Origin of the sequence: Rhizobium sp. AC27/96 (assembly GCF_001692325.1) — a bacterium.
Classification (GTDB): Bacteria; Pseudomonadota; Alphaproteobacteria; order Rhizobiales; family Rhizobiaceae; genus Rhizobium.
On sequence record NZ_LXKN01000018.1, the window covers coordinates 195,775 to 221,135 of the forward strand.

Here is a 25,361-nt window from a genome sequence, read left to right on the forward strand (position 1 = left end):
TTCGTGCCTGCCGTGTTCAGGTCGACAGATGCACGAGCGATTGCGCGTCGGCCTCCTCCCTCTTGAGAATTCCGGCGGAGCGCCCCTGACGCATCACCAGGATGCGATCGGACATGCCGAGAACCTCGTCTATTTCCGATGAGATCATGATGACTGTGCCGCCTTCGGCGGCGAAGTCGCAGATGATGCGATAGATTTCTCGCTTGGCGCCGACATCGACACCGCGCGTCGGCTCATCCAGCAGGAGGACCTTCGGCTTGCGCAGGAACCACTTGCCGAGCACGACCTTTTGCTGGTTGCCGCCAGAGAGACCAGAGACCGGCATGCTGTCGCGTGCGGCCTTGATGCCGAAATGTTTGATCATCTCCTGGCTGGCCTCGGCCTCGGCTCGCCGATCCATCGAGAAACGTGGGCTCATTTCCGGCAGGCTTGCCAGGCAAATGTTGTTGCGCACGCTGTCGATGAGATTGAGCCCGGTCAGCTTGCGGTCTTCGGTCACGAAGGCGATACCGTGTTGCATTGCCTCCGCCGGCTTGCGCACGGTGATCGGCTGGCCGCCGAGCTTTATGTTGCCGGAGCCGGTGGCATCGAGACCGAAGATGCAGTTGAAGATCTCGGTGCGGCCCGAGCCCATCAGCCCGTAAATGCCGAATATCTCGCCCTTGTGGGCTGTAAAGGAGATGTCGTTCACCTTGCCTGCCGCCGTCAGATCCGAGACTTCCAGTCCGGGCGTGTCTGTCGGCACGTTGGTCTTGATATATTCTTCGCCGAGCTCGCGGCCGACGATCATGCGGATAAGGCCGGGCCGGTCGATATCGGCAAGCGCACCGCTGCCAACATAGGAGCCATCGCGGAAGGCCGTATAGGAATCGGCAATCTGGAAGATTTCCGAGAGCCGGTGCGAGACATAGACGATGCCCTTGCCCTCGGCCTTCAGTCGCTCGATGGTCGCAAACAGCTGCTGCGCTTCCTTCTCGCCGATGGCCGAGGTAGGCTCGTCCATGAAGATCACTTCGGCGTCGTGGCTGAGCGCCTTGGCGATTTCGACCAGCTGAACCTGTGCCACAGAGAGGTTCATCATGAATTGCGTGGCGCGGATATTGAACTGCAGCCGGTCGAGCAGCGCCTGGGCGTTGCGGTTCATCGTCTTGAAATCGATGCCGCCGAAACGGGCCGACGGCTCGCGGCCGAGATAGATGTTCTCCGCAACCGTCATATGAGGGATCGGGCTGAGTTCCTGCTCGATGATGGCAATACCGGCGGCGAGCGCTTCGGCGGGGCTGGCGTAATCCACGTCCTTGCCCCGGCGGCGAATGGAGCCGGCATCGCGCTTGTGAATGCCCATGAGGATCTTCAGGAACGTCGACTTGCCCGCGCCGTTGCCGCCGCACAAGGCGTGGACCGAGCCGGCGCGCAACTGAAAGCGCCCATCTCGCAACGCGGCGACACCGCCAAAGGACTTCTTCAGCCCCTCTACTTCAAGCAGGAATTCCACGTTCCCCTCCGCACTCCCGATGCTGCGCCGAATGGCCGGCCGAAGCCGATTATCGTCTCTCAGCACCAATGTTGACAATATTCGAGATGCTTTCGACAAATGTCAATATGGTGATTTTGAAATCGACAAAGCGCTCTCGCGGGATGGTGCTATCTGCTGTATTTCCAGGGCACCGAGGCCCTGTCGAAAGGCGCTTCACTATGATAGGTTGATGTCATATTATGAATTTTTGGATCGTTTGACTGACCGGCGGAATGGTCGCCTTTAGGCAAGCGATTGAGAGGTAGGGAATGACATCAGTCAGCGGCGGCCGGCAGAGATTGGCGCAACAAGTCATTGACAAGTTGCGTGCGCAGATTGAAGCGGGCCATCTTCGGATAGGCGATCAGCTTCCGACTGAGCCGCAATTGGAGGCGACTTACGGGGTCAGCCGCACGGTCGTGCGCGAGGCGATCGCTGATCTCCGCGCCGCCGGGCTCGTCAAGCCGATGCAGGGCAAGGGCGTGTTCGTTGCCGAGGCGACGGCCCGTCCAGGATTGATGTTGACCCCGGTTGAGATCCGAAGCATTCCGGAAACCTTGGAATTGCTGGAATTTCGCATGGCGGCCGAAGGTGAGGCGGCGGCGATTGCGGCCTATCGCAGGACGGCCGGGCAGGAAGCCGCGATCGCGGCGGCCAATCGCAAAATGGCGACGCTGATAGAGCAGGGGCTTCCGACCGTGGAAGCGGATTACGAATTCCACCTGGCTGTCGCCATCGCTACCAACAACCGTTTCTACGTCGATGTTCTCCGGCATTTCGGGGCGCGCACCATCCCGCGCGGCCAGTTCCCAACCCTGCCCGAAGCCAATGATCGGACCTATCTGGAGAAGGTTCATGCGGAGCACGCGGAGATCCTGGCCGGGATCGCGGATCAGGACCCGGAGCGCGCGCGCCAGGCGATGCGGGCTCATATGATGGCAAGCCAGAGGCGCTATCGTTTCCTTGCGGAGCAGCAGCAATAAGGCTCGACTCGCAACACAAGTCATATTATGTCATATGATATGAATCTCAGGGGAGATGCGGCAGGTGTATGTAGGAACGCAGGTCGAAGCACGGGACGATGACGACTATCGGGTTTTCAGGCAGCTGGGGCTGAAGCGCATCTGCGCTGATCCGCCGGGGAAGCCTGACAGCTGGACCTTGCCCGACCTCAAGCGCCATCGCGACAAGATTGAAAGTTTCGATCTAATCCTGGATATGATCCAGCTTCCGCTGCCATCGCAGCCGATCGAGAAGGCTTCCTATCCCGATATCCTGCTTGCCGGACCAGATCGCGACCGGCAGATCGACGCCGTCTGCAAGCTGATCGAGGATGCCGCTAGCGCCGGCATTCCCTCCGTAAAGTATAATCTCAACCTCATCGGCATTCCGCGCACGCCGGACGAGCCGGGACGAGGGGGCTCGATGAATGCGAGCTTCCGTTGGGAGAAGGCCGACCATCAGGCATCCCCCGGCCTTGCGGGTGTGCTGTCGGAAGACGAGAACTGGGAGCGGATCGACTATTTTCTGGAGCGCGTCGTTCCCGTAGCGGAAAGCAATCGCGTCCGTCTCGCCTGCCATCCGCACGATCCCTATACGCCGCCGGGCTATCGTGGTGTTACGCGTGTTCTCGGCACGGTGGAGGGGCTGAAGAAGTTCGTGCTCATGCGCGAAAGCCCCTATCACGGGCTGAACTTCTGCCAGGGCTCGATTGGCGAGATGCTCGACAATCCGCGTGAGGAGATCGACGACGTCATCCGCTGGTTCGGCACGCGCGACAAGATCTTCAACGTCCACTTCCGCAACATCCGGGGCGGTAAGCTGTCCTTCATGGAGACTTTCCCGGAGGAGGGTGACATGGACATGGTCCGCTCCGCCTGGATCTACAAGGAAGTCGGCTATCGCTACATGCTGATGCCCGATCACGTTCCAACGATCAGCGGCCGCGACCCCACGGGCGTCGCCTTCGCCTTTTGCTACGGCTATATCGCCGCCCTCGTTCAATCGCTCGAACAGGTCTGAGACATTCTCACCCTATTGATCTACAGAAGGATTTCGCCATGAACCCGAATGAATTGAAGCAGGCGGTTGGCAGCGGTTTGCTGTCTTTTCCCGTCACGCATTTTAAGCAGGACCTGACATTCGACGAGGCCAAATATCGTAGCCATGTCGAGTGGCTGGCGGGCTATGATGCGGCAGCGCTTTTTGCCGCCGGCGGCACTGGCGAATTCTTCTCCCTCAATCCTGCCGAGGTCCCGCAGGTGGTGCGCGCCGCCAAGGCTTCTGCCGGCAATACGCCGATCATTTCGGGAACCGGTTACGGCACCTCGCTTGCCGTCGAAATCGCCAAGTCGGCCGAGAAAGCGGGCGCCGACGGGCTGCTGCTTTTGCCGCCCTATCTGATGTTTGCGGAGCAGGCCGGTCTTATCGCGCATGTGAAGGCGGTTTGCCAGGCTGTCGGCATCGGCGTCATCGTCTACAACAGAGATAATGCCGTACTGACAGCCGAGAGCCTGAAGCGGCTTGCCGATGAATGCCCGAACCTCATCGGTTTCAAGGATGGTGTCGGCGATGTCGACAAGGTCATCGAGATCACGACGACCCTTAGGGATCGCCTGGTCTATGTCGGCGGCATGCCGACCCATGAAGTCTATGCCCAGGCCTATTTCGGTGCCGGCGTGACGACCTATTCTTCGGCGGTCTTCAACTTCGTGCCGGCGCTGGCGCAGCGCTTCTATGCGGCTCTGCGCGGTGGCGATCAGGCAGTGGTAGACGATATCCTCAAGCGCTTCTTCTTCCCGCTCGTGACCTTGCGCAATCGGAAGAAGGGCTATGCCGTATCGATCATCAAGGCAGGGCTCCATGTTCTCGGGAAGGATCCGGGCCCGGTGAGGCCGCCCTTGACCGATCTGACGGCGGACGAGTTGGCCGCGCTGGAAAAGATCATCGCCGTCGCCGCGTGATATTTGCTAGAAGAGCCCCATGGCTGCCGATGGAGTCGGCAGCCGATATTCTGGTGAGGTGACCCATGATTGAAGCTTCGGCCGCAGCACCGGCCCGGACCTTCGTCTATGTCTCGGCGGCGACCGCCGGGACGATCGACATCTATGAGATGGATGAGGCGATCGGCGCGCTGAAGCCGGTTTCCATGTTCGATGCGGGCAAGATGGTCATGCCGATGACCGTCAGCCCGGACAAGCGGCATCTTTATGCCGTTCTCCGTTCGGAGCCCTATCGGGTGTTGACGCTGGCGCTCGACCGCGCAACCGGTAAACTGGAGCAGATGGCCGTTGCGCTTCTGCCTGACAACATGGCGTATATCTCGACCGATCCGTCGGGTCGACTACTGCTTGCCGCGTCCTATGGCGGCAACAAGATTGCCGCGCTGCCGATCGCTAGTGATGGGCTGGTCAAGGAAGGTGCAGGGCAGGTGATCCCGACAGGCCGCAACGCTCATTCGATTGTCAGCGACCGGAACGGCAAATACGTCTTTGCGACCAATCTCGGTTCCGATGCCGTGCTGCAGTTCATCCTCAATGCCGAAACCGGCTTGCTGACCGCGAACGACCCGCCGCAGGTCGCCACCGGGGCCGGCTTTGGTCCGCGTCACATCGCCGTGTCTCCGGACAATAAGTCGATCTATGTCCTGACCGAGCTGACCGGCCATGTCATTCACTACGCGCTGGATGCCGACACGGGAACATTGTGCGAGGTTGAAAGCATCGCCTCCGTTCCGGCCGATGCCGGACTATCTCCCGGCATTGCACCGCCGGCACCAGCGTCATCCAACTCTATGGCATCCATCACGGCCCCTGTGGATGACGGCAAGCCGAAAGTATGGGCGGCGGATATCGGCATCACGCCAAATGGCAAGTTCCTCTACACGACCGAGCGGACGACCAGCACGATCGCACTCCTTCGCGTGGGGGAGCCCGACGGCAGGCTGGCCTATGTCACCAGTTACCCGACGGAGCAGCAACCTCGCGGTATCTGTATCGATCCGTCAGGCCGGTTCCTGGTGGCATCGGGCGAAAAATCCGACAGACTATCCGTCTACGCCATTGACCAGACCGATGGTGTTTTGACTCCCGCCGGACGATATCCGGTCAGTGCCGGTGCGAACTGGATCGAAATCGTGACGTTCCAGTGATCCGGCAAGGCGATCTTGCCCGACCGCAGCAATTCAGCCGCGCTCTGTGAGCGCAGCCATCCCGGCGATCAACTCCTCGACCTCGGAAGCGGGCAGGGGTCTGGCAAACAGGTAACCCTGGAACATTTCGCATCCGGCGCCGGCCAGGAAATGCGCCTGCTCCTCAGTTTCCACGCCCTCAGCAACGACTTCCAGCTCAAGCGTTCTGCCAAGCGACACGATGGCGGAGGTGATCGCCATGTCACCGGTCTTGCTCGGAATATCGGCAATGAAGGATCTGTCGATCTTCAGGCGGGAGAGAGGGAAGCGTCGAAGGGTACTCAGGCTCGAATATCCCGTGCCGAAATCATCGATCGCGAGGCTGACGCCGAGTTGCTTCAACTCGTGCATGCGCTCTATGGCGCCTTCCACGTCATGCATGATCAGGCTTTCCGTCAGCTCGAGTTCGAGCCATTGCGGATCGAGGCCGGCAGATTGCAGTGCTGAGGCAACTTGATGTGTCAGGGACTTCTCCAGAAACTGGCGCGCGGATACGTTCACAGCCACCCGCAGTGCCGCAAGGCCTCGGTCCTGCCAGACCTGGGCTTGCTGACACGCTTTCCGCAGCACGATATCGCCGATCGCAACGATGAGCCCGGTTTCCTCGGCGAGCGGTATGAAAGCACCCGGCAGCAGCAAGCCTTCGACCGGGTGCTGCCATCGCACCAGCGCCTCGACACCGATCACATTTCCGGTGCGGATGTCTTTCTGCGGTTGATAGTGGAGCACGAACTCGTCCCGCTCCACTGCGCGCCGCAGTTCGTCGATGCGGGTCAGCTTGTTGCGAGCCTCTTCCCCCATGGCGGCGTTGAACATCTGAATACCGTTGCGGCCGGATTCCTTCGCACGATAGAGCGCCATATCGGCATTGGCGAAGAGTTCGGACGCCGTGTCGCCATGCTCGATGGAGCACGCCACGCCCATGCTGCAGGTGACGCGAATTTCCACGCCATCGATTGTCAGCGGCTCGGAGATGCCTTCGAGGATAGCGCGCAACCTCTGATGAACGGGATCGAGATTCTCTGTCAGGACAATGATGAATTCATCGCCACCGATCCTCGATACGATACCGCTATTTCCGACCCGTGCCGATATTCGCTGCGCGACCACCTTCAGCAGCTCATCGCCGGCTGCATGTCCGAGATTGTCGTTGACGAGCTTGAAATTATCCAGATCGACAAAGGCGACCGCGACATGCTTTTGGTCTCGCGAGGCTTTTTGGAGAAGTTCGACCAGCTTGCGGTCGAGCCGGGTGCGGTTTGGCAGGCCGGTCAGCGCATCATGTTCGGCAAGATAGGCGATATGCGCGATATCGTGATGCCGATCGATGGCGATTCCCACGGTCTGGGCCACGCCGGCGAGAAATTCCAGGAGGCCTGTTTCGTCACCATTGGCTGTTTCGGCCACCAGGGTCCCATGCCTGCCGCCATCCCGCGAAAAGATCGGGAATTCCATGGCGCCTTCAGCGACAGTTTCCGTTTGGCCGCCGTCGACGGCAAAGCTGACGTGCCTCCCGTCCAGCAGCCGCTCAAGGAGCATCTGGGCGTCCTTGAGAAAGGAGGAAAGGTCGACTCCTCTGGCAACATCCTGCAGGAGTTTGGTCTGCGCGCTCATCAACTCCTCTGCGCGCTTGCGGGCGGTGATGTCTCGGGATGCGCCCACGACGCCGATAATATTGCCGTTTCGATCCCGCAGCGGCACGCGGGACATCATCAGCCACCCTTCACCCTTCATGCGCCGTTCTTCGACGCCGAGATCGGGTTTGCCCGTGTCCATCACGCGTTGCTCGACCACGTCGATCTTTTCAGCATCGGCCATGGGGTGAATTTCGGCGTCCGTGAGCCCAATCAGCTCCTCGACATCCAGGAAGCCGTTATTGGCAACGATCGCCCGGTTGGCGAAGAGAAACCGGCCCTCTCTATCCTTGGCATAGATGAAATCCGGCACGTAATTGATCATTGCTTCGAGCCACTCATATCGCTCGCTCAACGCCAGATACTGAGCCTGGAGCAATTCGAACAACTCCCGGATATGCCGGTTGTCATCGTTCGGATCCACGCCTGTTGGTTTCGAGGGTTTATCCGGCTGCTGCGTCATCAATGTTCTCTCACTTGGCAGACAGACAATATCGGCAAGCAGTTATGCAAGCATGAAAGCTCAGAACCATTTTAACGCTTATAGGCAAAGGTTTACAACGACTGAGGCGTACCGTGATAGTTGAAGCGCGCCTTGCGTGCCGGGGGTAAAACCGGTTAAAGCCGGGCAAGAGAGAAGCCCGGAATCGCAAGAGGAAATATCATGAACGTTCGCAAAGCCGGCACGAGCGGCAATCTCGTGCTTGCCGGCGTGCTTCTGATGCTTTTCGGCGACTTCATGTTTTCGCTGAACGATGCCATGGGCAAGTGGCTGGTTGCGAGTTTTTCCGTCGGCCAAATCCTGGTGATACGCTCGTTCGGTTCCTTCATCATCCTCGCGCCGATGATCGCAAGGCAGGGAAGCGATGCCCTGTTTCGGCTGGAGCGGCCGCCATTGCAGATTCTGCGGGTCGTCATGACGACCGCCGATGTGGCTCTTTTCTATGCCGCAGTCGCCTATCTCCCGCTTGCCGATGTCATGACCTTCTACATGGCGGGGCCCATCTACGTCGCCGCGATTTCGCATTTCTTCCTCGGCGAACGGATCGGCTGGCGGCGCTGGCTGGCGGTTCTGGTCGGCTTTGCCGGCGTGTTGATCGCTTTGCGGCCATCAGCGGCAATGCTCTCCTGGCCATCGATTTTCGGCCTTGGCGGCAGTCTCGCCTTCGCGTTGACTTTGGTCCTGAGCCGGCGGCTCCGTCAAACCAGCGACGCGACACTCGTCGCATGGCAGACGGTTGCCGCTCTCGCTACGGGCATCGTGCTCAGTATCGGCAACTGGCGCTCCGCATCGACGCTCGACTACGCCGCCATGCTTGCGCTTGGCGTCGTTGCGGGCAGCGCGCACATGATGATCACCCGATCGCTGAAGCTCGCGCCCGCATCGCTACTCGCTCCGCTGCAATACAGCCTGCTGATCTGGGCGATCGCGCTGGGCTTTCTTTTCTTCGGCGATATTCCAGACGCTCAGATCATCGTCGGGTCGATCGTCATCGTGCTCGCCGGCCTCTTCATCTTCCATCGGAAAAATCTTACCGACACCATACCCAAGGATGCCGTGCCGCGGGATGGGCATTGAGGCATGGCTCTGGCCGAGATCCATGAAGATGGTTTTTCGTCGGTCTCGATCCTGCCCAAACGCTTCCCGGAACGCTTCTTTGCCAGGATATTTCCGGCTCCGTACTGATAAACCGCAATGTGGTGCAGAGATTGCCTGCGCTCACATTTCACGGGTTACGTCGAAAATCGCGGCCTAGATCGCGGAAACCTGCCCACTACCGGCTGATTTTAGCCGAGCAAAATTTCAGGCGTCCTCTTGCTTGGCATAATTCAATGACAGGCCGATAGCATAGGCGATGGAAGCCCCGCCCAAGGCGCCGGCGATCAATGCAAGCCAGATACTATTGAGGAGTGGCCGCGCCAGAGACGGTGCGGCGAATATGGCGCTCTCTTGCGACGAGGGGGGCGCCAAAGCTGTCTGGATAGACCAGATATCTTGGGAGAGGCTTGACACCTTTGTTTGGCTATCAGTCACCGCCGCTGCAAGCGCATTATCCGGAACGCCGCCATCCAATGTTATCTTTTGTAGCGTCTTTTCAAAAGTTTGCGAGATCGTCTCGGCATCCGCCAACTGGCGATGCAGTGCATCCAGGCGATCATCGTAGCTCTTTCGAAGCTGCGAAAGCATTGCGGTGTCGTCTACCAACGCGAGTTTGGCGGCAGCACCGGCTACTTCGAGTGCTTTTGCCGAATCTCTAAGAGTGACACGAATTTCAACGAGCGTGCTGTCGCTGATCGGTCGTACTTTCAAAGCTCCGTTGCCGCCATATTGGCGGGCGGGAAGAGATGTGGCGACGCTCTGATCGCCAATGGCATCCGCGACGCGCTTGGCAAATTCGGGGGTCTGCATCCTGTCGATCAGCACATCGGGCGCACCGCGTCGGTCGATGACGAGCTGAGGGGTGACGCGTACCTGACTGCTTTCGGTTGCTCCAATTCGCCCCGCCTGAATGACGGTGATCGCAAATGTGGTGCTGAGGACCGTTTTGTAGAGCAGGCCTCCAATAGCCGCACCGATGACTGCACCCAGAATAACGCCTCTCCAGCTCGGAATCAGGGCTCGATAAAAGGGAACGGTGCGGGTCATGAATACTTGATCCTCATATGGGTCGAACGGGGAGAGGCCTGTGAAATGCGGGTGACGCATTCCATGGCGAGTGTGAAAAGGAGGAGGCCGTTGAGTATCGGGCGGATCAGGGATCCGAGACCGATCTGCCATACGACGTCAACAATACTATTGGAAAGATAAGCCCATGAAGGGTTCAATTGGTCATTGGCCAGCGTGATGAGATCGAGCGGCATGAACATCATTGCCACGAGCGCAATATGGAGCGCGCGCAGGCGCATGCCGAAGAAGACGGGAATGCATGCAAAATAGAAAATCTGGCTGTAACCGCCCACCCAAACCCCGGCATTGACGACGATGGCAAGCAACACAACCATGATTTCCGGTACGCTAAGATACCGCCTGGTACAGATTACCAACGTCAGTGTGGTGAGCAGCAGAGCCGCTTTCCCCAACTCGATCAGTGTTGATAGTTGCGTTATGCCACTAACGTATATGCCGGGATTTGTAGATGTGCGTACGATGGTGTCCAGCGTATGCGAAAACGCGGAAATGCTGGATGGAAGTGCCAAGACCTCGCGTCCCGACAGAACGGTGTCGTTCTGGGCGAATCCGACGAGGTTGGTCAGAAACAACGGAAAGTTCGCGTCCAGCGCCAGTCCGGTGAAGATGAAAATTGCTCCTGCAAACGCCGTCGCCTGCAAGAAGCGTTTGATATCGCCGGCGATAAGAAAGCCGAAAAGCAGAACGGCGAAATAGGGCTTGATATTGATCAGCAGAGCGATCGCCACCGTCCGGACATTGCTCTTCTCGTCAAATACGAACGGCAGCAGGAACAGACAGATGATGATCAGGTTTCCTCTCTCCATGGAAAACAGGAGAGGGGGCGAGATCGCGACAACAACTGCAACGGCAATCCGAAATACCGGCGTGCCGATCTTCCAGCTTGGGAAACTCACCACGACAAACGGCGCTAACAGATGGAGGGCACAGAGGAAGATCGCAGGCCCCAATTGCAATTGGCGCAATTCAATCGGCAAAGCAATTTGCAAGTTCGGATAGGACAGAATCCGAATGATTTTCAATATCAGGAAATTAAGAGGCGGGTAGACCGAACCCCAGACGCTGTATCGGCCGTCATCTCCTGCCCACCACAGCGTATTGTATAAATCCATGAACGTATCGGATTTATCGTAAACGAAGGGCGATGGGAGATATCCGTAATAACGCAGGTAGGTGGCGTAATAGCCGACTGCACAAAACTGCACGACAAGCGCTAGAACCAAAACCCATGTTACGCGGAGTGGAAGTCTCTGCAAGGCGTTCCTCATGTCTCCCATAACGGACGTCACGCCCTACCACGAATCCGTTTGGAGGGGCAAGCAAGGGTGAATAGTAATTGTCCGGCAAAAAATGTCGGCTCATTCATCGACGTGGTCTGCGGGATCAGAAAGCGCTGGCTTGGCCTAGTGAGCAAGAATTCGCCTAGCGCAAGAATTGCTTCTGAAGAAACGTCAGCCCGCGACGAAAGTCTCCGCTAAGGGATCGGCCGACTGCGACAGTCAGGGAGCCCCAGAGAAGCGAAAGGGGCCGCGGCAATTTAAGGATCGGGGCAAGCCAGATCCAGAAGAGCGGCCGGTTGCCAAATCGGGTGGAAAACCTGCCGTACGTGTCATTCAATCCAGCCGTTTGGTTCTGGCGCTGGCGCAGCAGATAATACGGATAATAGCCGAACATCATTCGTCGCTCGAACTTGCGAATGCCCGAACGAGGCAATCCGTCCGCGACGTAGCTGTCGAGAATTCGCCCCAACTCCTCGACGAATACCTTGGAAAAATCATATCCGCCGGAATTGTTGCGCTTACAGGCGACGGCATATCCCGTGTAAAACAGATTTTGTCTGGCGCTCAATGCGGCCTTCAAGACCAGATGGACCTGAACCAGGTTTCCGCCGCAGAATTGGCGCGCGTCGATGTCGCCGAGAAGACCCTTGTTGATCACACAGGCGGAGATCAGGGTAATGTAGGCACCAATGGCAGCGATGAAATCGCCGCTGTCCTCAAACACCAAACTCTTGCCGTGACCTCCCGGATGTTCGGCGAGCAAATCCGAATCATATCCATATGACTTCAGGCAGACGACGCCATAGGTCTCCTTTTGCAATGTCGAAATGAGGAACGAAAGCGTGCCGGCAACGAGCACGTCGTCGTCTCCAAGGATCAGGACATAAGGCGCTTTCGCCATGTTGAAGACTTGCGCAATGTTGGCGTCGGAGCCGATATTCTCTGCATTTCTGATCGAGCGGATCGAAAGACCATCTGCCACCGCAGCACTCACAACCGTGGGCGTGTCGTCGGGGCTCGCATTGTCGGATACAATTATTTCCACAGTGCCTGCGGCCACGGTTGGCAATTCCCTGCGAAGGTTTTCGAGGGTCTGCTTCAGATAGGACGCACGGTTAAATGTGGGGATGACAATGCTAAGAATAGGCGACGTCATCTCTTCTCCATATGCGATTGCGGTGTTTGAACGCCAGCGCCGAGCTGGGAAGAACAAACAATAGTTGAACGCCGAGCATAGCCATGACGACGCCTGTTACACCCCAAATATGCGCGGCGAGCATCCCGAGAAGCAGGGTCGCCGTCGCGCCGGCAACGGTGATCCATACCAACGGCTCCCTGCGGTAGGAACGAAGCTGGGTTGCAAGCGCACCTTGGACATGGGCCAAAAAGAGAGCCAAAACCAGTGCGCTGAAGGGTATCAATGGCAATACGCGATTGACATAGCTGGTTCCCGCGAGAATGCCTACCAGCAGGATCGCACCACTGGCGGCAAGGATAAAGAATCCACACGACAAAGCGAGATCTCGATGGAAAAGCTTGTCCATGAGCTTCCAGTCGCGCCGCGCCGCTGCCTTTGCCATGGCGGGAACATGCCGGGCTATGAAAGCCTGGGCGATCAGGCCGATCATATTGCCGATCGTCAATGAAAGCCCCATCTGACCCGCCGCTGTCGCATCTTTTGCGGAAAAGAGCACGAGAACCTGAATCTGCGTCAACAGATAGCCGCTGAACCAGCTTATTCCCAGGCGCCATTGCAGCGGCCATATCTCCGTGCGCCAGTTGACCAACCGATGGTCCATCTTGATCGCGTTGAAAATGCCGCGCCGGTGGAGCCAGATCCAGCAAGTCGTCGTAAAAAAGGCCGCGAGCGGCGTCATCACCGTTGCCCAAAGGCCGCCGTTGCAGAGCAGGACGATCCATGTTGCCGTGGATCCGATGATCGCCTGCGTTAGCCTGACGGTCGCTACGGTTGCGACCTCGCCACTGCCTTCGACGATGGCGAGCATAGGCAAAGGAAGCAGTGAAAAGGCGGTAACGGCCGCAAGACCTATCCAGGCGTGCTGCCAAGCGATTGGCTGCGCGGTAGCGGCGTTGAAGAAAAACCACCCGGCCGGGCCGACCAAAACGAGAAATCCGACGGCCAGGCGAAGGTAAAGGCGACTGGAAAACGCGAATAAGGACCGCAATCTTTCGGCGCCGCTGCCCTCCAGTTTGCCACCATCTCCCCACTTCGTGTCGACCGATATATGTGCGGCAGTCTGGACCAGAACCAGAGACAGGCCCAGATCAAAAAGCGTGTACAGCGCGGCAAAGCTCAGGAAACTGTAATACCATCCCTGCGCTTCGGCGCTCATGACGTGCGTGACGATTATGATCGTCAGTACGCCGGCGCCACCCTGCCAGAGGCGCTGGGCCACGATGAGAAAAAGCGGAGACGTTTTCTGGAGAGTTGCGCGCACGCGATCGTTTCTGAGTTAAGGCCCATCTTTAATCCATCCGTATAACCGCGGCGAGGTTTTGCCAACAATGCCGCGGTCATAACGAGTGCTGTCGTGGATTAGCCTAATGATCCGAAGGAATATTTCAAAATGGGGATCGCTGCGCGAGGCGTCGGCTCAAAAGTTGATCCGTTCCTTTTCGACGACAATCGGCCTTCGCTGCACATAGGTATGGATCGACCCGATGTACTCGCCGAGTATGCCGACAAACAGGAATTGCATCCCGAACAGAAAGAAGATGCCGATTGCGATCGGAGCAACACCCATCGGATAGGAATACCAAAAGACGAGCTTGAGGACCGTAAAGGCAACGGCCGCAATTATGCTGACGATACCCATGAGGAAGCCGATAAAGGCAGCGATCCGAATAGGCAGTTTCGAATGGCTGACGATACCCAGCATCGCGATATCATAGAGGGTATACAGGTTATTCTTGGATATGCCCCGCAAACGGCGCGGCTGGTTGAACGGGATCGCCTTGACCTCGTAGCCAAGTTCCGAAATCAGGCCTCGCAGATAGGGGTAGGGGTCGTTGACCGCCCGAACCTGGTCTAGAACTTCCCGATCGTAGAGACCGAAGCCGGTGGAGTCGTTCAATACCGTGATCTCGGATATACGGTCCAATATGCGATAATAGGCTTTCCGCATGGCGTGGACTATGGGAGAGCCCTGGCTGACCGGCTTCACCGCCAGGACCAGCTTCTTGCCTTCTTCCCAGTGCTTGATGAATTCCGGAATCAATTCCGGTGGATCCTGCAGATCGGAGGCCAGATAAATCGTCGCCACGCCGGTCGATTGTATGATGCCGTAATAGGGCGAGCGAATGTGCCCGAAGTTTCTGGTATTGACGATAATCTTGACGATCGGATCCGCTTTCGCCAGCAGCTTCAGCTTCTCTACCGTCCGGTCGGCCGAATGATTGTCGATGAAGATGATCTCGAAGTCGTAATCAAGCGAAGCGATCGCCGCCTTGATCCGCACGTACAGCTCGTCGACATTGTCCTGCTCGTTGTAGCAGGGGGTCACGATGCTGATCAGGCGTCTGCCACCGTCGGCGGGTGCGCGAGTATTCTCCAAGGTGTTGGTTTCCTGCATGACTAGTTTGCCTTCGGGGTGGCGATGGTGATCATATTGCCAAGCTTCAATCCTACGGTAATACCGCCGAAAGAAGGCACCGACTTGATTTTCAGCCCCAGCGCCCACAGGAGGTGACGCAGGAGGAACTGGACCGGAAAATGGTTGACCGTTTTGCGCAGCTGCACAACGTCGTATCCAGCCGTGTCCAGCAGGCGCTTCATCGAGCGGGGATTGTATATCTCTGGGTGCTGCAGGCAAAATGCCGGCCAGCGCTTGCCAAAGACACGTCGCAACAGCGATGACTCGTCGTGGGTGACAATCGCTAGCCGCGCGCCCGGCATCAGCTTTTCACGCAGCTCGCGCAGTGTGGCGACCGGATCCAGCAGATGGTCGAGCACGTGCACCATGACAGCCGCGCCGGCTGCCTTGTCCGGCACTTGCGAAAAGCCAAACATGTCATGGATAATTTCATGCTGCTTGCCCTGCATCGTCTCGGTCAGCGCCGGAATGATATCCCGATTGGGTTCGAACAGCCAATATTTGCCGAATTGACCCTCGCGAACACAGTTCTCCGTGAAGAGACCGATATCCGGGCCAATCTCGATATAGTCGCCCTGAAGAGAGGAAAGCTCCTTGAGGGACTGAAAATATCCGCGCTGCGTCTTCCGCAAAGCCTCTATCGGCACCAGGTCCATGTTGGGTGGCATCTGGGCATAAAGCTCTTCCAACTGCTCGGGCGTGAAGAACAGGGGCGCATAGAGCAAGCCGCATTGTCCGCACCGCTGATAGGAGAAGAATACCTTATCCTTGAAGAAGCCGTTCCAAACCGGAATGAGCTCCGAATAGGCAGTTGCCTCGGCCGTTGGCTCAGATGCTACATCTTTTACTGCCAGTGCTGCCGAAGCTCCGCAAGCCGGACATCCGCGTGAAAGAAATTGCTTGCTCAATGTTCAAGAACCCCTGCGTTGAAACGTAATCCGGCTGTGCCAGAAATAGCTGGAAACAATCACGGCAGCCGCGAAGCCGAATTGGCCCCAAATCGGCGGCACGCCAAGCAGCTCGACCATGATCGGAAGCGCTACAAGATTGGCGATGAAATAGGCTGCGTGAAAAGTGATGAATTTTCCGAACTCGGCGAGATAGTTGCCGCTTGTCCGGAACACCAGGAACTTGTTGGTGATGAACGAAAAGGAGATGCTCAGGATCTGGGCGATCGTCAATATGATCAGGTAATGCATCGACATGGACGCAAGCGTCCACATCAGCACAGGGAAAGCCGCCAGCCCGAATAATGTATTCAGGCCGCCGGCTGCAATAAAGCGGATCTTCGTCTCATGCTGACGCGCAAGCTTTAGAATATCCGTAGCCGAGCTCGCCAGCGCCACGCTCACTGATCCTCCAGCAGTTCGATGATCATGTTTTCCTTGAGCTCTTCGCGGCTCAGGAACGGGGAGAGATCCTCGAGGGCAGGCGAGGTGATACGTCCATCCGGATGCTGCTTCGCCCCAAGTTTCGGTGCGAATGCCTGATGCTCGTCGATCATGATTTCACAAACAGCCGGGCCGTCGATCTCGAGGGTCTTTCTGATTGCCTCTTCAAGTTCGTCATGACGCGACGCGCGGATGAACGGAAAACCGAAGGCTTTGACGACCGGTTCGAAATTCGGGAAGCTGACGCCGCTCTTCGGGCCGCCGCCAACTTCGACGCCGCCGAAGAAATTGCGGTGCGTCTGGAAGATCGAGACGTAGCCGTTGTTGTTCAGAAGGAATATCTTGACCGGCAGATCGCTGCCGGCAATCGTCTGCAACTCCTGCAAATTCATCATGATGGAGCCATCGCCGGCGAGGCAGATGACACGCTTTCCGCCGGATGCCTTGTTGACGCCGATCGCGGCCGGCAGATCATATCCCATCGTCGCGCAGCCAGAGTTCGTCCAGAGCCGCTGTCCCGGCTTGAGATAGGCTGCCTGGAAGCTGGTGACGCAGGCGCTGCCATTGCCCGTGACGACGATCTCTTCTTCTTCCAGCTGCTCGAAAAGCTTTTCCATGAAGCAATAGGGATTGACGAGCTGGTTGGTCCAATATTCCGGCTTAACAACCGGGAAGCGCTTCTGCCGCTCCTTGCACCAGTCAAGCCATTCCTTTTGGCCTGCTGTCGGGCCGCTATACTTCTCCTCAGCCACCTTCGTCATAACGGGGATGAAGTCGGTAAGGCTCGCCAGGATCGGCATGTTCGGTATGACGGTCGGCTTCTTCAATTCGTTTTCGTCGATCTCGACCCAGATCTTGTAGGCTTCGCGCGCAAAGGTCTTCCAGTTGTAGCTGACCTGTCGAATGTTCAGGCGGCTACCCAGCACGATGAGCAGATCGGAATTCTGCACAGTGAAATTTCCGGCGCGATCGCCGATCGTACCCGGGCGCCCGCTATAGAGCGGATGCTCGTTCCAGATGACATCATGTGCATTCCAGCCGGTGACGACCGGGATGCCGAGCTTTTCCACAAGGCGAATGAAAGCTTCATGCTGTCCGCTGAGACGCACGCCGCCGCCGGCGAAAATGACGGGACGCTTCGCTGTCGCCAGCTTTTCCAGCACCTCGGCGGCAGCCTTGTTCAGGTCTGTTTTCTTCCACGGCTCGTCCAGTTCGCTCGGATCGAAGCCCTGGAGGTCGTCGACCTCGATCTGGGCGGCCTGGACATCCAGCGGAATATCAAGCCAGCAAGGGCCGGGCCGTCCCGACGTCGCGATATAGAGAGCCTTTTCCAGATGATAGCGGATGGTTTTCGGGTCCGTTACCATGTGAACGTATTTGGTGATCGGACGGACAAGTTCCTCGATGTCGAGTTCCTGGTCGCCATACTGGCGCAGGGGAAGGCCGGTGTAACGGACCGTGGTCTCGATCTTCACCTGGCCGGAAATCACCAGCATTCCGATCGAATCGACATAGGCGCCATAAACGCCGGTGATCGCATTCGTGCCGCCAGGGCCGGATGTCACGTTCACGACCGGCAGTCGATTCGTCAGGCGGTAATATGCCTCTGCCGCCATCGTGCATGCTTGTTCGTGATGGTTGAAAACGCACTCGATGTCCTTGTGCGTGCCAATGGAATGGTTGAGGTGCATCGCACCGCCGCCGGTGACCATGAAAGCGTGCCTGACCCCATGGGCCACCAAAAACTCAGCAACCCAATTCGACAATTTCATTTTAGTCATTCTTGAATCCGTTCCATAGGCTCATGCGGCACATTGTTTCATCCAACACGCCGAACTTATATAAGTGCAGTTCCGCGCTTGCAAGGCTGGTTTCCCTGCACTTTTGCGCCAAATCAGGCCGAGATATGCGGGGCGACACCATTAATTTCAGCCTCATCGATCCCCTTGGGAATCGGCAAGGAGCTGCGGTGCGCATCCCCCGCCTACATGAAGAGTTTGGCCCTGACGAGCGTTGAAGCTGCTGGATGTCTTTCGAGGGAATGCACGGTGTGGTGGATCGTTTAAATCGCGGCCTCCACCAAGTACACGAATGGTCGAAAATATACTGACCGCCCTTTGCATCGTCGCTTTCCATTAGTCTCTACGATAAGGTGAGGGGATGATGATGCAGGTCGGGCGCCCCCGGCTGTGTCGACGTCTCAACGTCATCCACGGTCCGATTGCCAGCTTCCCCACATCCCCGTCGCCGCCCGCTCTCGCGAACTGTGGAACGCTGCCATGCAAATGTGGCGCGATGTTGCCCGTTTCCACGTGTCCAGTGTTGATCGTGGACGACGCAGGTCGATGCCCGCTATGGCTTGGATATTGCTTTCGAGTACAACGGCGCTTATCGCATCTGCTCGGTCCGGTTCAGGGAATGGAAGCAAGAGAAGAATGATAACGATATCGATCGTCAGTCATGGGCACGGTGCGATGGTGGAGCGCCTGCTTTCTCAGGCGCTGTCCTTTCAAGGCGTGCAGAAGATCATCCTCACTTTGAACATCCCCGAACAGCTGGCCGTGCCGGTATCGGAGAAAATCCTCGTCATACGCAATGATGGACCTCACGGCTTCGGGGCGAACCACAACGCGGCATTCCGGCAGTGTGAAACAGAGTTCTTCTGCGTTCTGAACCCCGATGTCCTGTTCTTTGAGGACCCTTTCCCGCAGCTTCTGTCCGTGCTTGAGAAGAAGCATGAGGCAGCGGTCGTTGCGCCTCTCGTCGTCACGTCTGGCGGCCGAACCGAAGACAGTGCCAGACATTTCCCAACGGTTTTCTCGCTGATGGCAAAGCTTGCCGGACGGGCGGATGGACGCTATCCGGTCGAGTTCGGACAGGCGGATATCGAGCCGGATTGGATTGCCGGCATGATCATGCTGTTTCGATCCGCCGACTATAAAAGCCTCGACGGTTTCGATGAGGCATTCTTCCTCTACTACGAAGATGTCGATATCTGTGCTCGCGTGTGGAAGAGCGGCCGTAAGGTGGTTCTGTCGCCGTCGGAAAAGGTCATTCATGATGCGCAGCGCGCAAGCCACAAAAGTTGGCGCTTCCGTCGTTGGCATCTTCAGAGCCTGCTGCGCTATCTATCCCGGTATACGTTTCGCCCACCGCGCAAGCGATAGGCGAACAATGGCCGTTATCGCGCCGGCTTCCAGCCATTCCATGATGCTGTCCTGCGGATGGCCTCGTCCAGCGATACCGTCCTTTCCAGGCCCAGTTCCGCCTTGGCAAGGCCTGTATCCGGAACGTAGCGACCGTGATTCCATCCCTTGTCCTCAGCACCCAGGATGGTGAATTCACCGTTTCCGATCACGGTCGCCACTCGTTCGGCGAGATCGCGGATCGAAATCGTTTCATCCGAGCCGGTATTGTAGGACTTGCCCGCATCGCCTCTGACAAGCATGTGCCACAGCCAGACCGTCAGGTCGCTGGCATAGAGATAGGAGCGGCAAGGCATGCCGTTGCCCTTTACGACGATCGGCCTGCCATCCATCGCATCGCGAATGAAATTGCCGGCAGCGAAATGTATGCCGAGCGATATATAAGGCCCGAGCAACGCGAATATGCGCGCATTGACGATTTCGAGGCCGAACTGCTTGCCATAGATGGCGCATAGCATTTCCGCCGCGCGCTTGCCCTCGGCATAGGCATTGCGTGGATTGGTGCAGTCCGGCGCCCCGGTCCAATCCTCGCGAACATGCGTCACGTCCCAGGGCTGCAATCCGTAGACCGCGCCTGAACTCAGAAACAGCACGCGCGAAGCAGCTTTTTCAACGGCCAGATCCAGCGCGCGGCGCGTTCCCGACACCACCGTGTCGAACATTTTCCTGGGATCGTTTTCGTTGAGGTCGGCGCTCGCATCCGTTGCGGCGTGGATCACATGCGTAAATGAGCCTTCTGGCGAGGCAAAATTCGCGACGTCACCTTCCACAAAGGTAAAGGCCGGATAACCGGCAAGGTGAGGCGCCTTTGCAGCGAAGGCCGAAGCACTCCGCGTCAATATTGTTATGTGAAGATCGAGGTCCAGCTTGTCGTTGGCATAACGCGCGCTTTCGAGCAGCCAGCATCCTATAAAGCCGGTACCGCCGGTCAGAAAAATCCGGGCGCCGCGAAGCTGAGGCCAGATCGCAGTCGTCTGCGCAAAGACGTCTTCGAGGTCACGTTCGAGATTCCAATTCATCAGAGGCGATCCAGCTTCAAAAACTAAGAGAACAGAAGGGCAAGCAGGTGCCGGCTCAGGTGAAGCTCCAGCCGATGTCCTTCAGCGCCTCCCGATAGGACAGGGCAATATCGGAATGCACCTCGTCGCTGCGTGGTTGCGACACCAGTTCGAGCGCGCCACCGGTTCTTGGGATCACCACTCTGTAACCATCGCTGCGATGCTTCTTGTCGTGGCTGAATTTCTCCAGAACAACGTCGATCGGTATCACCGGAGGATTGGGGACGACCGATCCTTCACCATGACCGAGCATCGACTTGACATGTTTCGCAAGCTGCCGGGTCCGCTCGATGCCAACGGCATCCATTTCTCCACGGCGGGTGGCATAGTTGATGGCGATCAGCATTCCCACGCCGACTGCTATACCATGCGACACGCCGAAATTCGTCGCCGCTTCCATCGCGTGCCCAAACGTGTGGCCGAAATTCAGAAGCAGCCGCTCCCGATTATCGAATTCGTCGGTTTCGATGAACCACTTCTTCGTCGTGAGCGATTTCAGGATCACGGCTTCGGCGTTGGCTTCGGTCAATGGATAACCGGGATTGTTGCCGAGATATTCGTTGAAATCCTCAAAACTGCGCGCGTAGCAGATCTTGGCCGCCTCATAGAGACCGCCTACCACCATCTCCGCATCGAGACTGTTGATGAATGCCGTGTCGATCAGAATGTCGCGGGGCGGGTAGAAATTGCCGACGAGGTTCTTGTAGCCGCCGACATTGATCGAGGATTTGCCGCCGATGCACGAATCGACCATGCCGAGCACTGTGGACGGCAGATAGGTCCAGCTGATGCCGCGCATATAAATGGACGCCGCCAGGGTCGAGATATCTTGGATGATGCCGCCACCGATGACCACGAGGTGGGTATTCCGATTGGCGTTGCGCTGCCGCAGGGCGACGATGACGCCGGGGATTGCTTCAAGCGATTTGTTAGACTCGACCGCTTCGATAAAGATGGGATCGATGGCTGTCGCGGGCAGGTGACCGGAGAGGTTGCGGTCGCAGATAATGATGGCATTCGGATTGTTTTCGAGGGTGCGGGTCAGCAGCCCAGTGCCGACCTCGACAGTATAACGCCCGGTCGACGACGAGATATCAAAGGATTTTGGCATGCGAGAAACCTCTATCGGCGGCAATGAACTGGCCCGTGACGCCAGTATTTTCGGGTGAGCAGAGAAAGCCTGCGAGATTGCAGACATCCGAAAGAGCGGGGAGGGATCCCAGGGGCGTCATGCCTTCCAGCCGGCCAATTTGTTCGGCGGAAAGATTTGCGCGGGTCATGGGCGTATCCAGAGCTCCCGGCAGAACGGCATTCACCAGTTTGCCCTCGGCGCCGAGATCAAGGCTCAAGGATTGAACGAGGCCGAGCAGCGCCGATTTGGTGACACCATAGGTAAGCTTGTTCGATCTCGCTATATTCTGCCAGATCGAGCTGATGACCACCAGTCGGGCCGTCTTGCTGAGGAGGTCGCTATCGAGGAGCGCCTTCAGGCTGGCAAGTATGTAAACGACGTTGGCGTCGTAGACGCGTCTGTGCAGTTCCGCGTCGAAGCTGCGGGCATTGTCGTTGAGGTTCATGCCTTGAGCCCAGATGACCGCATCAATCGGCGCCAGGCCAAGCTTGGCGTCCGGCATGGGCTCATGGCACGGATCCCATTTTACCCAATGGATCCGCGGGTCGGCGTCGGCATCTATATGCCTGGCTATGCCCACGACCGAACATTGTCTTTCGAGGTGCCAGTTGCAAAGGGACCGGCCGATTGCGCCGCTCGCACCAAAGATCGCGATCGTATAGCTCACGCCGGTTTGCCCCCGTTTTCAGCCTCGCCGCGAGGCGAGGCTCTCATTTCTACCCGTGTTTTGGATTACTTGGCCAGCTGGGACCAACGGTCTTCGAGCATCTTGATGCGCGGTGCGTCTTCGATCTGGATCGAGCCGTAGTAGTCGCGCTTGTTCTTCAGCCAGAGCAGTTCGAAATAGACGGTCTTCTCAAGGCCCCGAGCCATATTCGGATTGTCGAGAGCCGCGCCCTGGAAGATGACCTTGCGGGTCTCGAAGCGGGTCAGATGCACCGCGTAGATCTTCTTCAGTTCCGGCAGAGATTCGATGGCGACTGCGCCGCCGACAACCAGCTCCAGATTAGCAGCCTTCAGTGCTTCGGCAGACTTGATGACATAGTCCGTAACACCGGATTCATTGATGGACGAACGGGGCATATCGTTCGATCCAGCGAAGTCGACGCGGCCGAAAACGCCGCCCTGGACGCCGTCTGTGCCCTTTGCCGTCTTAACAAGGCCTTCCAGATTGTTGAACGCCGTGATCGTCTCGATGTTGAACAGGAAGCTCGTGTCCTGCTTCTGCTCGTCGGTATAGACCTTGTTCTTCGCTTCGATGAACTTCTTCAGAGCGTAAGGCGTTTCGACCATCGGTGCGATGATGTATTCGACGCCGAACTGCTTGGATTCGATAAGGTCGCGCACAGCTTCGCAGCCGCCGATCTTCAAGCCGACCTTGAGGTCCGCACGGCGAGCCAAATCGATGAGACGAAGCAATTCGTCGGTTCGCGTGCCTTCAGCTTCGAACTCTGCCTTGACCGAAACCGCACCAAATTCCTGGCGCAGCGACTTCAAGAGATCGAGCATCTCGCGTTCGCAATTGTTCATTGTCTTAAATCTCCCTAAGAGCCTGTTGATACTGGTTGATCTGAGAAATGGTGGTCGAACGCATGTCCTGCCCCTGAACGGAGGCTCTATACCATTGGATGATTCTGTCGAGCGTATCGCTCAGCCGCCAGGCAGGCGACCAGCCGAGCGACGCTCTTGCCTTTGAACAGTCAAGCTTCAAGAATGTGGCTTCATGTGGGCCCTGAACGGAATCCAGCTCCCAGGAAGCACCTTCTCCCCATGCCTTGGTGAGGTACTCGACGATCCACTGAACCGGCTTTGCATCGTCATCGGACGGGCCGAAATTCCAGCCATCCGCAAACGCAGGGCCGTCCTTGTAGAGACGTTCGGCCAACAAAAGGTAGCCGGATAATGGTTCCAGCACATGCTGCCATGGCCGAATGGCGTGCGGGTTGCGGATCACCACGGTCCTGTTGCCGGAAATTGCCCGCATGATATCCGGGATCAGGCGATCGAGTGCCCAGTCCCCACCGCCGATAACATTTCCGGCGCGCGCACTGCCCAGAGCAATGCCGTGCTGCGTATAGGTATCGGTGTTGAAATAGGAGCGGCGGTAGGCAGCGGTGATCAACTCGGCGCAGCCCTTGCTCGATGAATAGGGGTCATACCCGCCCATGGCTTCCTGTTCGCGATAACCCCAGGGCCATTCGCGATTTTCGTAGCACTTGTCGGACGTCACATTGACCACGGAGCGGATGCCGGGGGACCTGCGCACTGCTTCGAAAAGGTTCACAAGTCCCATGACATTGGTCGAATAGGTTTCAACCGGATGATCATAGGAATAGCGAACGAGCGGCTGAGCCGCCATATGAATGACGATTTCCGGCTTGCTGCGCGCGACGGCCTCCGACAGCGCCTGCGCATCGCGAACATCGCCGATCACGGATGTCATGCCGGCACTGACATTGGCCGCTTCAAACAGGCTCGGCTTTGTTGGCGCCTCAAGGGAGAAGCCGGTCACCACTGCGCCAAGCTCTTGTAGCCAAAGGGATAGCCAGCTTCCCTTGAAGCCGGTGTGCCCCGTCAGGAAAACACGTTTTCCCCGCCAGAATGTGGAATCAATCATTGCCAGATTTTCCACGGAGCTTTCTTGCTCTGCCACATTTCCTCAAGATTGTTCTTGTCGCGCAGCGTGTCCATCGGCTGCCAGAAACCATCGTGGAAATGAGCCCTGAGCTCGCCATCGCGAGCCAGCCCCTCCAGGGGTTCCCGCTCCCAGGTAGTCTCATCGCCGGCAATACGGTTGATTACATCGGGCGACAGGACGAAAAAGCCACCATTGATCCAGCCCCCGTCGCCGACGGGCTTTTCCAGAAACGACGTTACGGCGGTACCCTGGATGTTGAGCGAACCGAAGCGACCTGGCGGTTGGACCGCGGTCATGGTTGCAAGCTTTCCATGGTCCTTGTGGAATTCGACCAATTTCGTGATGTCCACAGAGCCGACTCCGTCGCCGTAAGTCATGCAGAAATCGCCGGTGAGATAGGGGGCGATTCGCTTCAGGCGTCCGCCGGTCATCGTCGCTTCACCGGTATCCACCAGTGTAATGCGCCAAGGCTCGGCCTTCTTGGCATGAACCTCCACGACATTGTTCTCCATGTCGATCGTCACGTCAGACATATGAAGGAAGTAATTCGCAAAATACTCCTTGATCATATAGCCCTTGTAGCCACAGCAGACGATGAAGTCATTCAACCCATGGGACGAATAGATCTTCATGATGTGCCAGAGGATCGGCCGGCCGCCAACTTCGATCATCGGCTTAGGGCGAAGCGCGGATTCCTCGGAAATTCTTGTCCCAAGTCCACCCGCCAAAATCACTGTCTGCATGCGATTTACTGACATCAGCACTCAATCCACGTCGATCACATTTGGATCGATAAATGCCACAAATATCGTGCCTTATGCCATTAGCACGGGTTAATTTAACGCGGAGTCTTACTACTTTTCATCAGAGTGAGAGTCAACGGCATCGTCAGGGCAGGGAGCCCGGAACCGGGTTTTGGTTGATGCCTTGGGGGCTTGCTCCACACCTAAATGAGCCATGCAATCCCTCAGGATTCGCAGCGCAGCCCTGGATCTGATGCACCCCCTAAGGTTG

The 25,361-nt window shown here is 57.4% G+C and carries 22 protein-coding genes; 6 read left to right on the forward strand and 16 right to left on the reverse strand.

The genetic code is table 11. The features are described 5' to 3' along the window. Positions 1–16: 16 nt before the first annotated feature. Positions 17–1,495, reverse strand: a complete 1,479-nt coding sequence (locus tag A6U86_RS14615; protein ID WP_068392330.1) for a sugar ABC transporter ATP-binding protein — start codon at positions 1,493–1,495, stop codon at positions 17–19. A 290-nt stretch (positions 1,496–1,785) separates the two neighbouring features. Here A6U86_RS14615 and A6U86_RS14620 point away from each other — a divergent pair, with 290 nt between their 5' ends. The 4 genes from A6U86_RS14620 to A6U86_RS14635 all read left to right on the forward strand — a co-directional run bounded on the left by A6U86_RS14620 (position 1,786) and on the right by A6U86_RS14635 (position 5,666). Then, on the forward strand, positions 1,786–2,499 hold the full coding sequence (locus A6U86_RS14620) for a FadR/GntR family transcriptional regulator (protein ID WP_068392333.1): 714 nt from the start codon (positions 1,786–1,788) through the stop codon (positions 2,497–2,499). Positions 2,500–2,563: 64 nt separating this feature from the next. After that, on the forward strand, positions 2,564–3,538 hold the full coding sequence (locus A6U86_RS14625) for a mannonate dehydratase (protein WP_068393944.1): 975 nt from the start codon (positions 2,564–2,566) through the stop codon (positions 3,536–3,538). A 38-nt stretch (positions 3,539–3,576) separates the two neighbouring features. Further along, entirely contained in the window at positions 3,577–4,479 is a 903-nt protein-coding gene (gene kdgD / locus A6U86_RS14630) for a 5-dehydro-4-deoxyglucarate dehydratase (RefSeq protein WP_068392336.1), read from the forward strand. A 65-nt stretch (positions 4,480–4,544) separates the two neighbouring features. Continuing rightward, positions 4,545–5,666 (forward strand): lactonase family protein, encoded by a 1,122-nt coding sequence (locus A6U86_RS14635; protein WP_068392339.1) that lies wholly within the window; start codon positions 4,545–4,547, stop codon positions 5,664–5,666. A gap of 33 nt (positions 5,667–5,699) precedes the next feature. Here the strand turns inward: A6U86_RS14635 and A6U86_RS14640 are convergent, their stop codons facing one another. Next, positions 5,700–7,802: a bifunctional diguanylate cyclase/phosphodiesterase gene (locus A6U86_RS14640; protein ID WP_083196837.1), complete on the reverse strand. Its 2,103-nt coding sequence runs from the start codon at positions 7,800–7,802 to the stop codon at positions 5,700–5,702. A gap of 201 nt (positions 7,803–8,003) precedes the next feature. Here A6U86_RS14640 and A6U86_RS14645 point away from each other — a divergent pair, with 201 nt between their 5' ends. Further along, positions 8,004–8,918 (forward strand): DMT family transporter, encoded by a 915-nt coding sequence (locus tag A6U86_RS14645; RefSeq protein WP_068392341.1) that lies wholly within the window; start codon positions 8,004–8,006, stop codon positions 8,916–8,918. A 225-nt stretch (positions 8,919–9,143) separates the two neighbouring features. Here the strand turns inward: A6U86_RS14645 and A6U86_RS14650 are convergent, their stop codons facing one another. The 8 genes from A6U86_RS14650 to A6U86_RS14685 form a co-directional block, all read right to left on the reverse strand. Then, positions 9,144–9,986, reverse strand: a complete 843-nt coding sequence (locus tag A6U86_RS14650; RefSeq protein WP_068392346.1) for a hypothetical protein — start codon at positions 9,984–9,986, stop codon at positions 9,144–9,146. After that, entirely contained in the window at positions 9,983–11,140 is a 1,158-nt protein-coding gene (locus tag A6U86_RS14655; RefSeq protein WP_141683708.1) for a hypothetical protein, read from the reverse strand. The genes A6U86_RS14650 and A6U86_RS14655 overlap by 4 nt, the downstream gene beginning before the upstream one ends. A 310-nt stretch (positions 11,141–11,450) precedes the next feature. After that, positions 11,451–12,464: a glycosyltransferase family 2 protein gene (locus A6U86_RS14660; protein ID WP_068392348.1), complete on the reverse strand. Its 1,014-nt coding sequence runs from the start codon at positions 12,462–12,464 to the stop codon at positions 11,451–11,453. After that, a complete protein-coding gene (locus A6U86_RS14665) occupies positions 12,445–13,767 on the reverse strand; it encodes a lipopolysaccharide biosynthesis protein (RefSeq protein ID WP_068392349.1) in 1,323 nt (440 codons plus the stop codon). Before A6U86_RS14665 ends, A6U86_RS14660 begins: the two co-directional genes overlap by 20 nt. Before the next feature lie 156 nt (positions 13,768–13,923). Then, positions 13,924–14,883, reverse strand: coding sequence for a glycosyltransferase family 2 protein (locus A6U86_RS14670; RefSeq protein WP_234906410.1), 960 nt, complete (start codon positions 14,881–14,883; stop codon positions 13,924–13,926). Positions 14,884–14,903: 20 nt separating this feature from the next. Further along, a complete protein-coding gene (locus A6U86_RS14675; RefSeq protein WP_244509938.1) occupies positions 14,904–15,647 on the reverse strand; it encodes a class I SAM-dependent methyltransferase in 744 nt (247 codons plus the stop codon). A 186-nt stretch (positions 15,648–15,833) separates the two neighbouring features. Continuing rightward, complete coding sequence (locus A6U86_RS14680) at positions 15,834–16,274, reverse strand: GtrA family protein (protein ID WP_083196838.1); 441 nt, start codon at positions 16,272–16,274, stop codon at positions 15,834–15,836. Further along, positions 16,271–18,094, reverse strand: coding sequence for a thiamine pyrophosphate-binding protein (locus tag A6U86_RS14685; RefSeq protein ID WP_244509939.1), 1,824 nt, complete (start codon positions 18,092–18,094; stop codon positions 16,271–16,273). Before A6U86_RS14685 ends, A6U86_RS14680 begins: the two co-directional genes overlap by 4 nt. 654 nt (positions 18,095–18,748) lie before the next feature. Here A6U86_RS14685 and A6U86_RS14690 point away from each other — a divergent pair. After that, complete coding sequence (locus A6U86_RS14690) at positions 18,749–19,480, forward strand: glycosyltransferase (protein ID WP_068392361.1); 732 nt, start codon at positions 18,749–18,751, stop codon at positions 19,478–19,480. 14 nt (positions 19,481–19,494) lie between these two features. Here A6U86_RS14690 and A6U86_RS14695 read toward each other — a convergent pair whose 3' ends face one another. The 6 genes from A6U86_RS14695 to rfbF all read right to left on the reverse strand — a co-directional run bounded on the left by A6U86_RS14695 (position 19,495) and on the right by rfbF (position 25,090). Then, positions 19,495–20,538 (reverse strand): NAD(P)-dependent oxidoreductase, encoded by a 1,044-nt coding sequence (locus A6U86_RS14695; RefSeq protein WP_068392364.1) that lies wholly within the window; start codon positions 20,536–20,538, stop codon positions 19,495–19,497. Positions 20,539–20,593: 55 nt separating this feature from the next. Then, positions 20,594–21,688 (reverse strand): 3-dehydroquinate synthase family protein, encoded by a 1,095-nt coding sequence (locus tag A6U86_RS14700; protein WP_068392368.1) that lies wholly within the window; start codon positions 21,686–21,688, stop codon positions 20,594–20,596. Beyond that, positions 21,672–22,376: an SDR family oxidoreductase gene (locus tag A6U86_RS14705; RefSeq protein ID WP_068392371.1), complete on the reverse strand. Its 705-nt coding sequence runs from the start codon at positions 22,374–22,376 to the stop codon at positions 21,672–21,674. Before A6U86_RS14705 ends, A6U86_RS14700 begins: the two co-directional genes overlap by 17 nt. 65 nt (positions 22,377–22,441) lie before the next feature. After that, positions 22,442–23,239: an aldolase/citrate lyase family protein gene (locus A6U86_RS14710; protein WP_068392373.1), complete on the reverse strand. Its 798-nt coding sequence runs from the start codon at positions 23,237–23,239 to the stop codon at positions 22,442–22,444. Positions 23,240–23,243: 4 nt separating this feature from the next. After that, on the reverse strand, positions 23,244–24,326 hold the full coding sequence (rfbG, locus tag A6U86_RS14715; protein ID WP_068392375.1) for a CDP-glucose 4,6-dehydratase: 1,083 nt from the start codon (positions 24,324–24,326) through the stop codon (positions 23,244–23,246). After that, on the reverse strand, positions 24,323–25,090 hold the full coding sequence (gene rfbF, locus A6U86_RS14720) for a glucose-1-phosphate cytidylyltransferase (protein WP_068392381.1): 768 nt from the start codon (positions 25,088–25,090) through the stop codon (positions 24,323–24,325). Before rfbF ends, rfbG begins: the two co-directional genes overlap by 4 nt. Between the last annotated feature and the right edge of the window lie 271 nt (positions 25,091–25,361).

Bases quoted from the DNA above. Each gene is read 5' to 3' on its own strand.
- A6U86_RS14620 (WP_068392333.1), top strand. From the start codon at position 1,786: ATGACATCAGTCAGCGGCGGCCGGCAGAGATTGGCGCAACAAGTCATT.
- kdgD (WP_068392336.1), top strand. From the start codon at position 3,577: ATGAACCCGAATGAATTGAAGCAGGCGGTTGGCAGCGGTTTGCTGTCT.
- A6U86_RS14635 (WP_068392339.1), top strand. From the start codon at position 4,545: ATGATTGAAGCTTCGGCCGCAGCACCGGCCCGGACCTTCGTCTATGTC.
- A6U86_RS14640 (WP_083196837.1), bottom strand. From the start codon at position 7,802: ATGACGCAGCAGCCGGATAAACCCTCGAAACCAACAGGCGTGGATCCG.
- A6U86_RS14645 (WP_068392341.1), top strand. From the start codon at position 8,004: ATGAACGTTCGCAAAGCCGGCACGAGCGGCAATCTCGTGCTTGCCGGC.
- A6U86_RS14650 (WP_068392346.1), bottom strand. From the start codon at position 9,986: ATGACCCGCACCGTTCCCTTTTATCGAGCCCTGATTCCGAGCTGGAGA.
- A6U86_RS14655 (WP_141683708.1), bottom strand. From the start codon at position 11,140: ATGGATTTATACAATACGCTGTGGTGGGCAGGAGATGACGGCCGATAC.
- A6U86_RS14660 (WP_068392348.1), bottom strand. From the start codon at position 12,464: ATGACGTCGCCTATTCTTAGCATTGTCATCCCCACATTTAACCGTGCG.
- A6U86_RS14685 (WP_244509939.1), bottom strand. From the start codon at position 18,094: ATGACTAAAATGAAATTGTCGAATTGGGTTGCTGAGTTTTTGGTGGCC.
- A6U86_RS14690 (WP_068392361.1), top strand. From the start codon at position 18,749: ATGATAACGATATCGATCGTCAGTCATGGGCACGGTGCGATGGTGGAG.
- A6U86_RS14695 (WP_068392364.1), bottom strand. From the start codon at position 20,538: ATGAATTGGAATCTCGAACGTGACCTCGAAGACGTCTTTGCGCAGACG.
- A6U86_RS14700 (WP_068392368.1), bottom strand. From the start codon at position 21,688: ATGCCAAAATCCTTTGATATCTCGTCGTCGACCGGGCGTTATACTGTC.
- A6U86_RS14710 (WP_068392373.1), bottom strand. From the start codon at position 23,239: ATGAACAATTGCGAACGCGAGATGCTCGATCTCTTGAAGTCGCTGCGC.
- rfbG (WP_068392375.1), bottom strand. From the start codon at position 24,326: ATGATTGATTCCACATTCTGGCGGGGAAAACGTGTTTTCCTGACGGGG.
- rfbF (WP_068392381.1), bottom strand. From the start codon at position 25,090: ATGCAGACAGTGATTTTGGCGGGTGGACTTGGGACAAGAATTTCCGAG.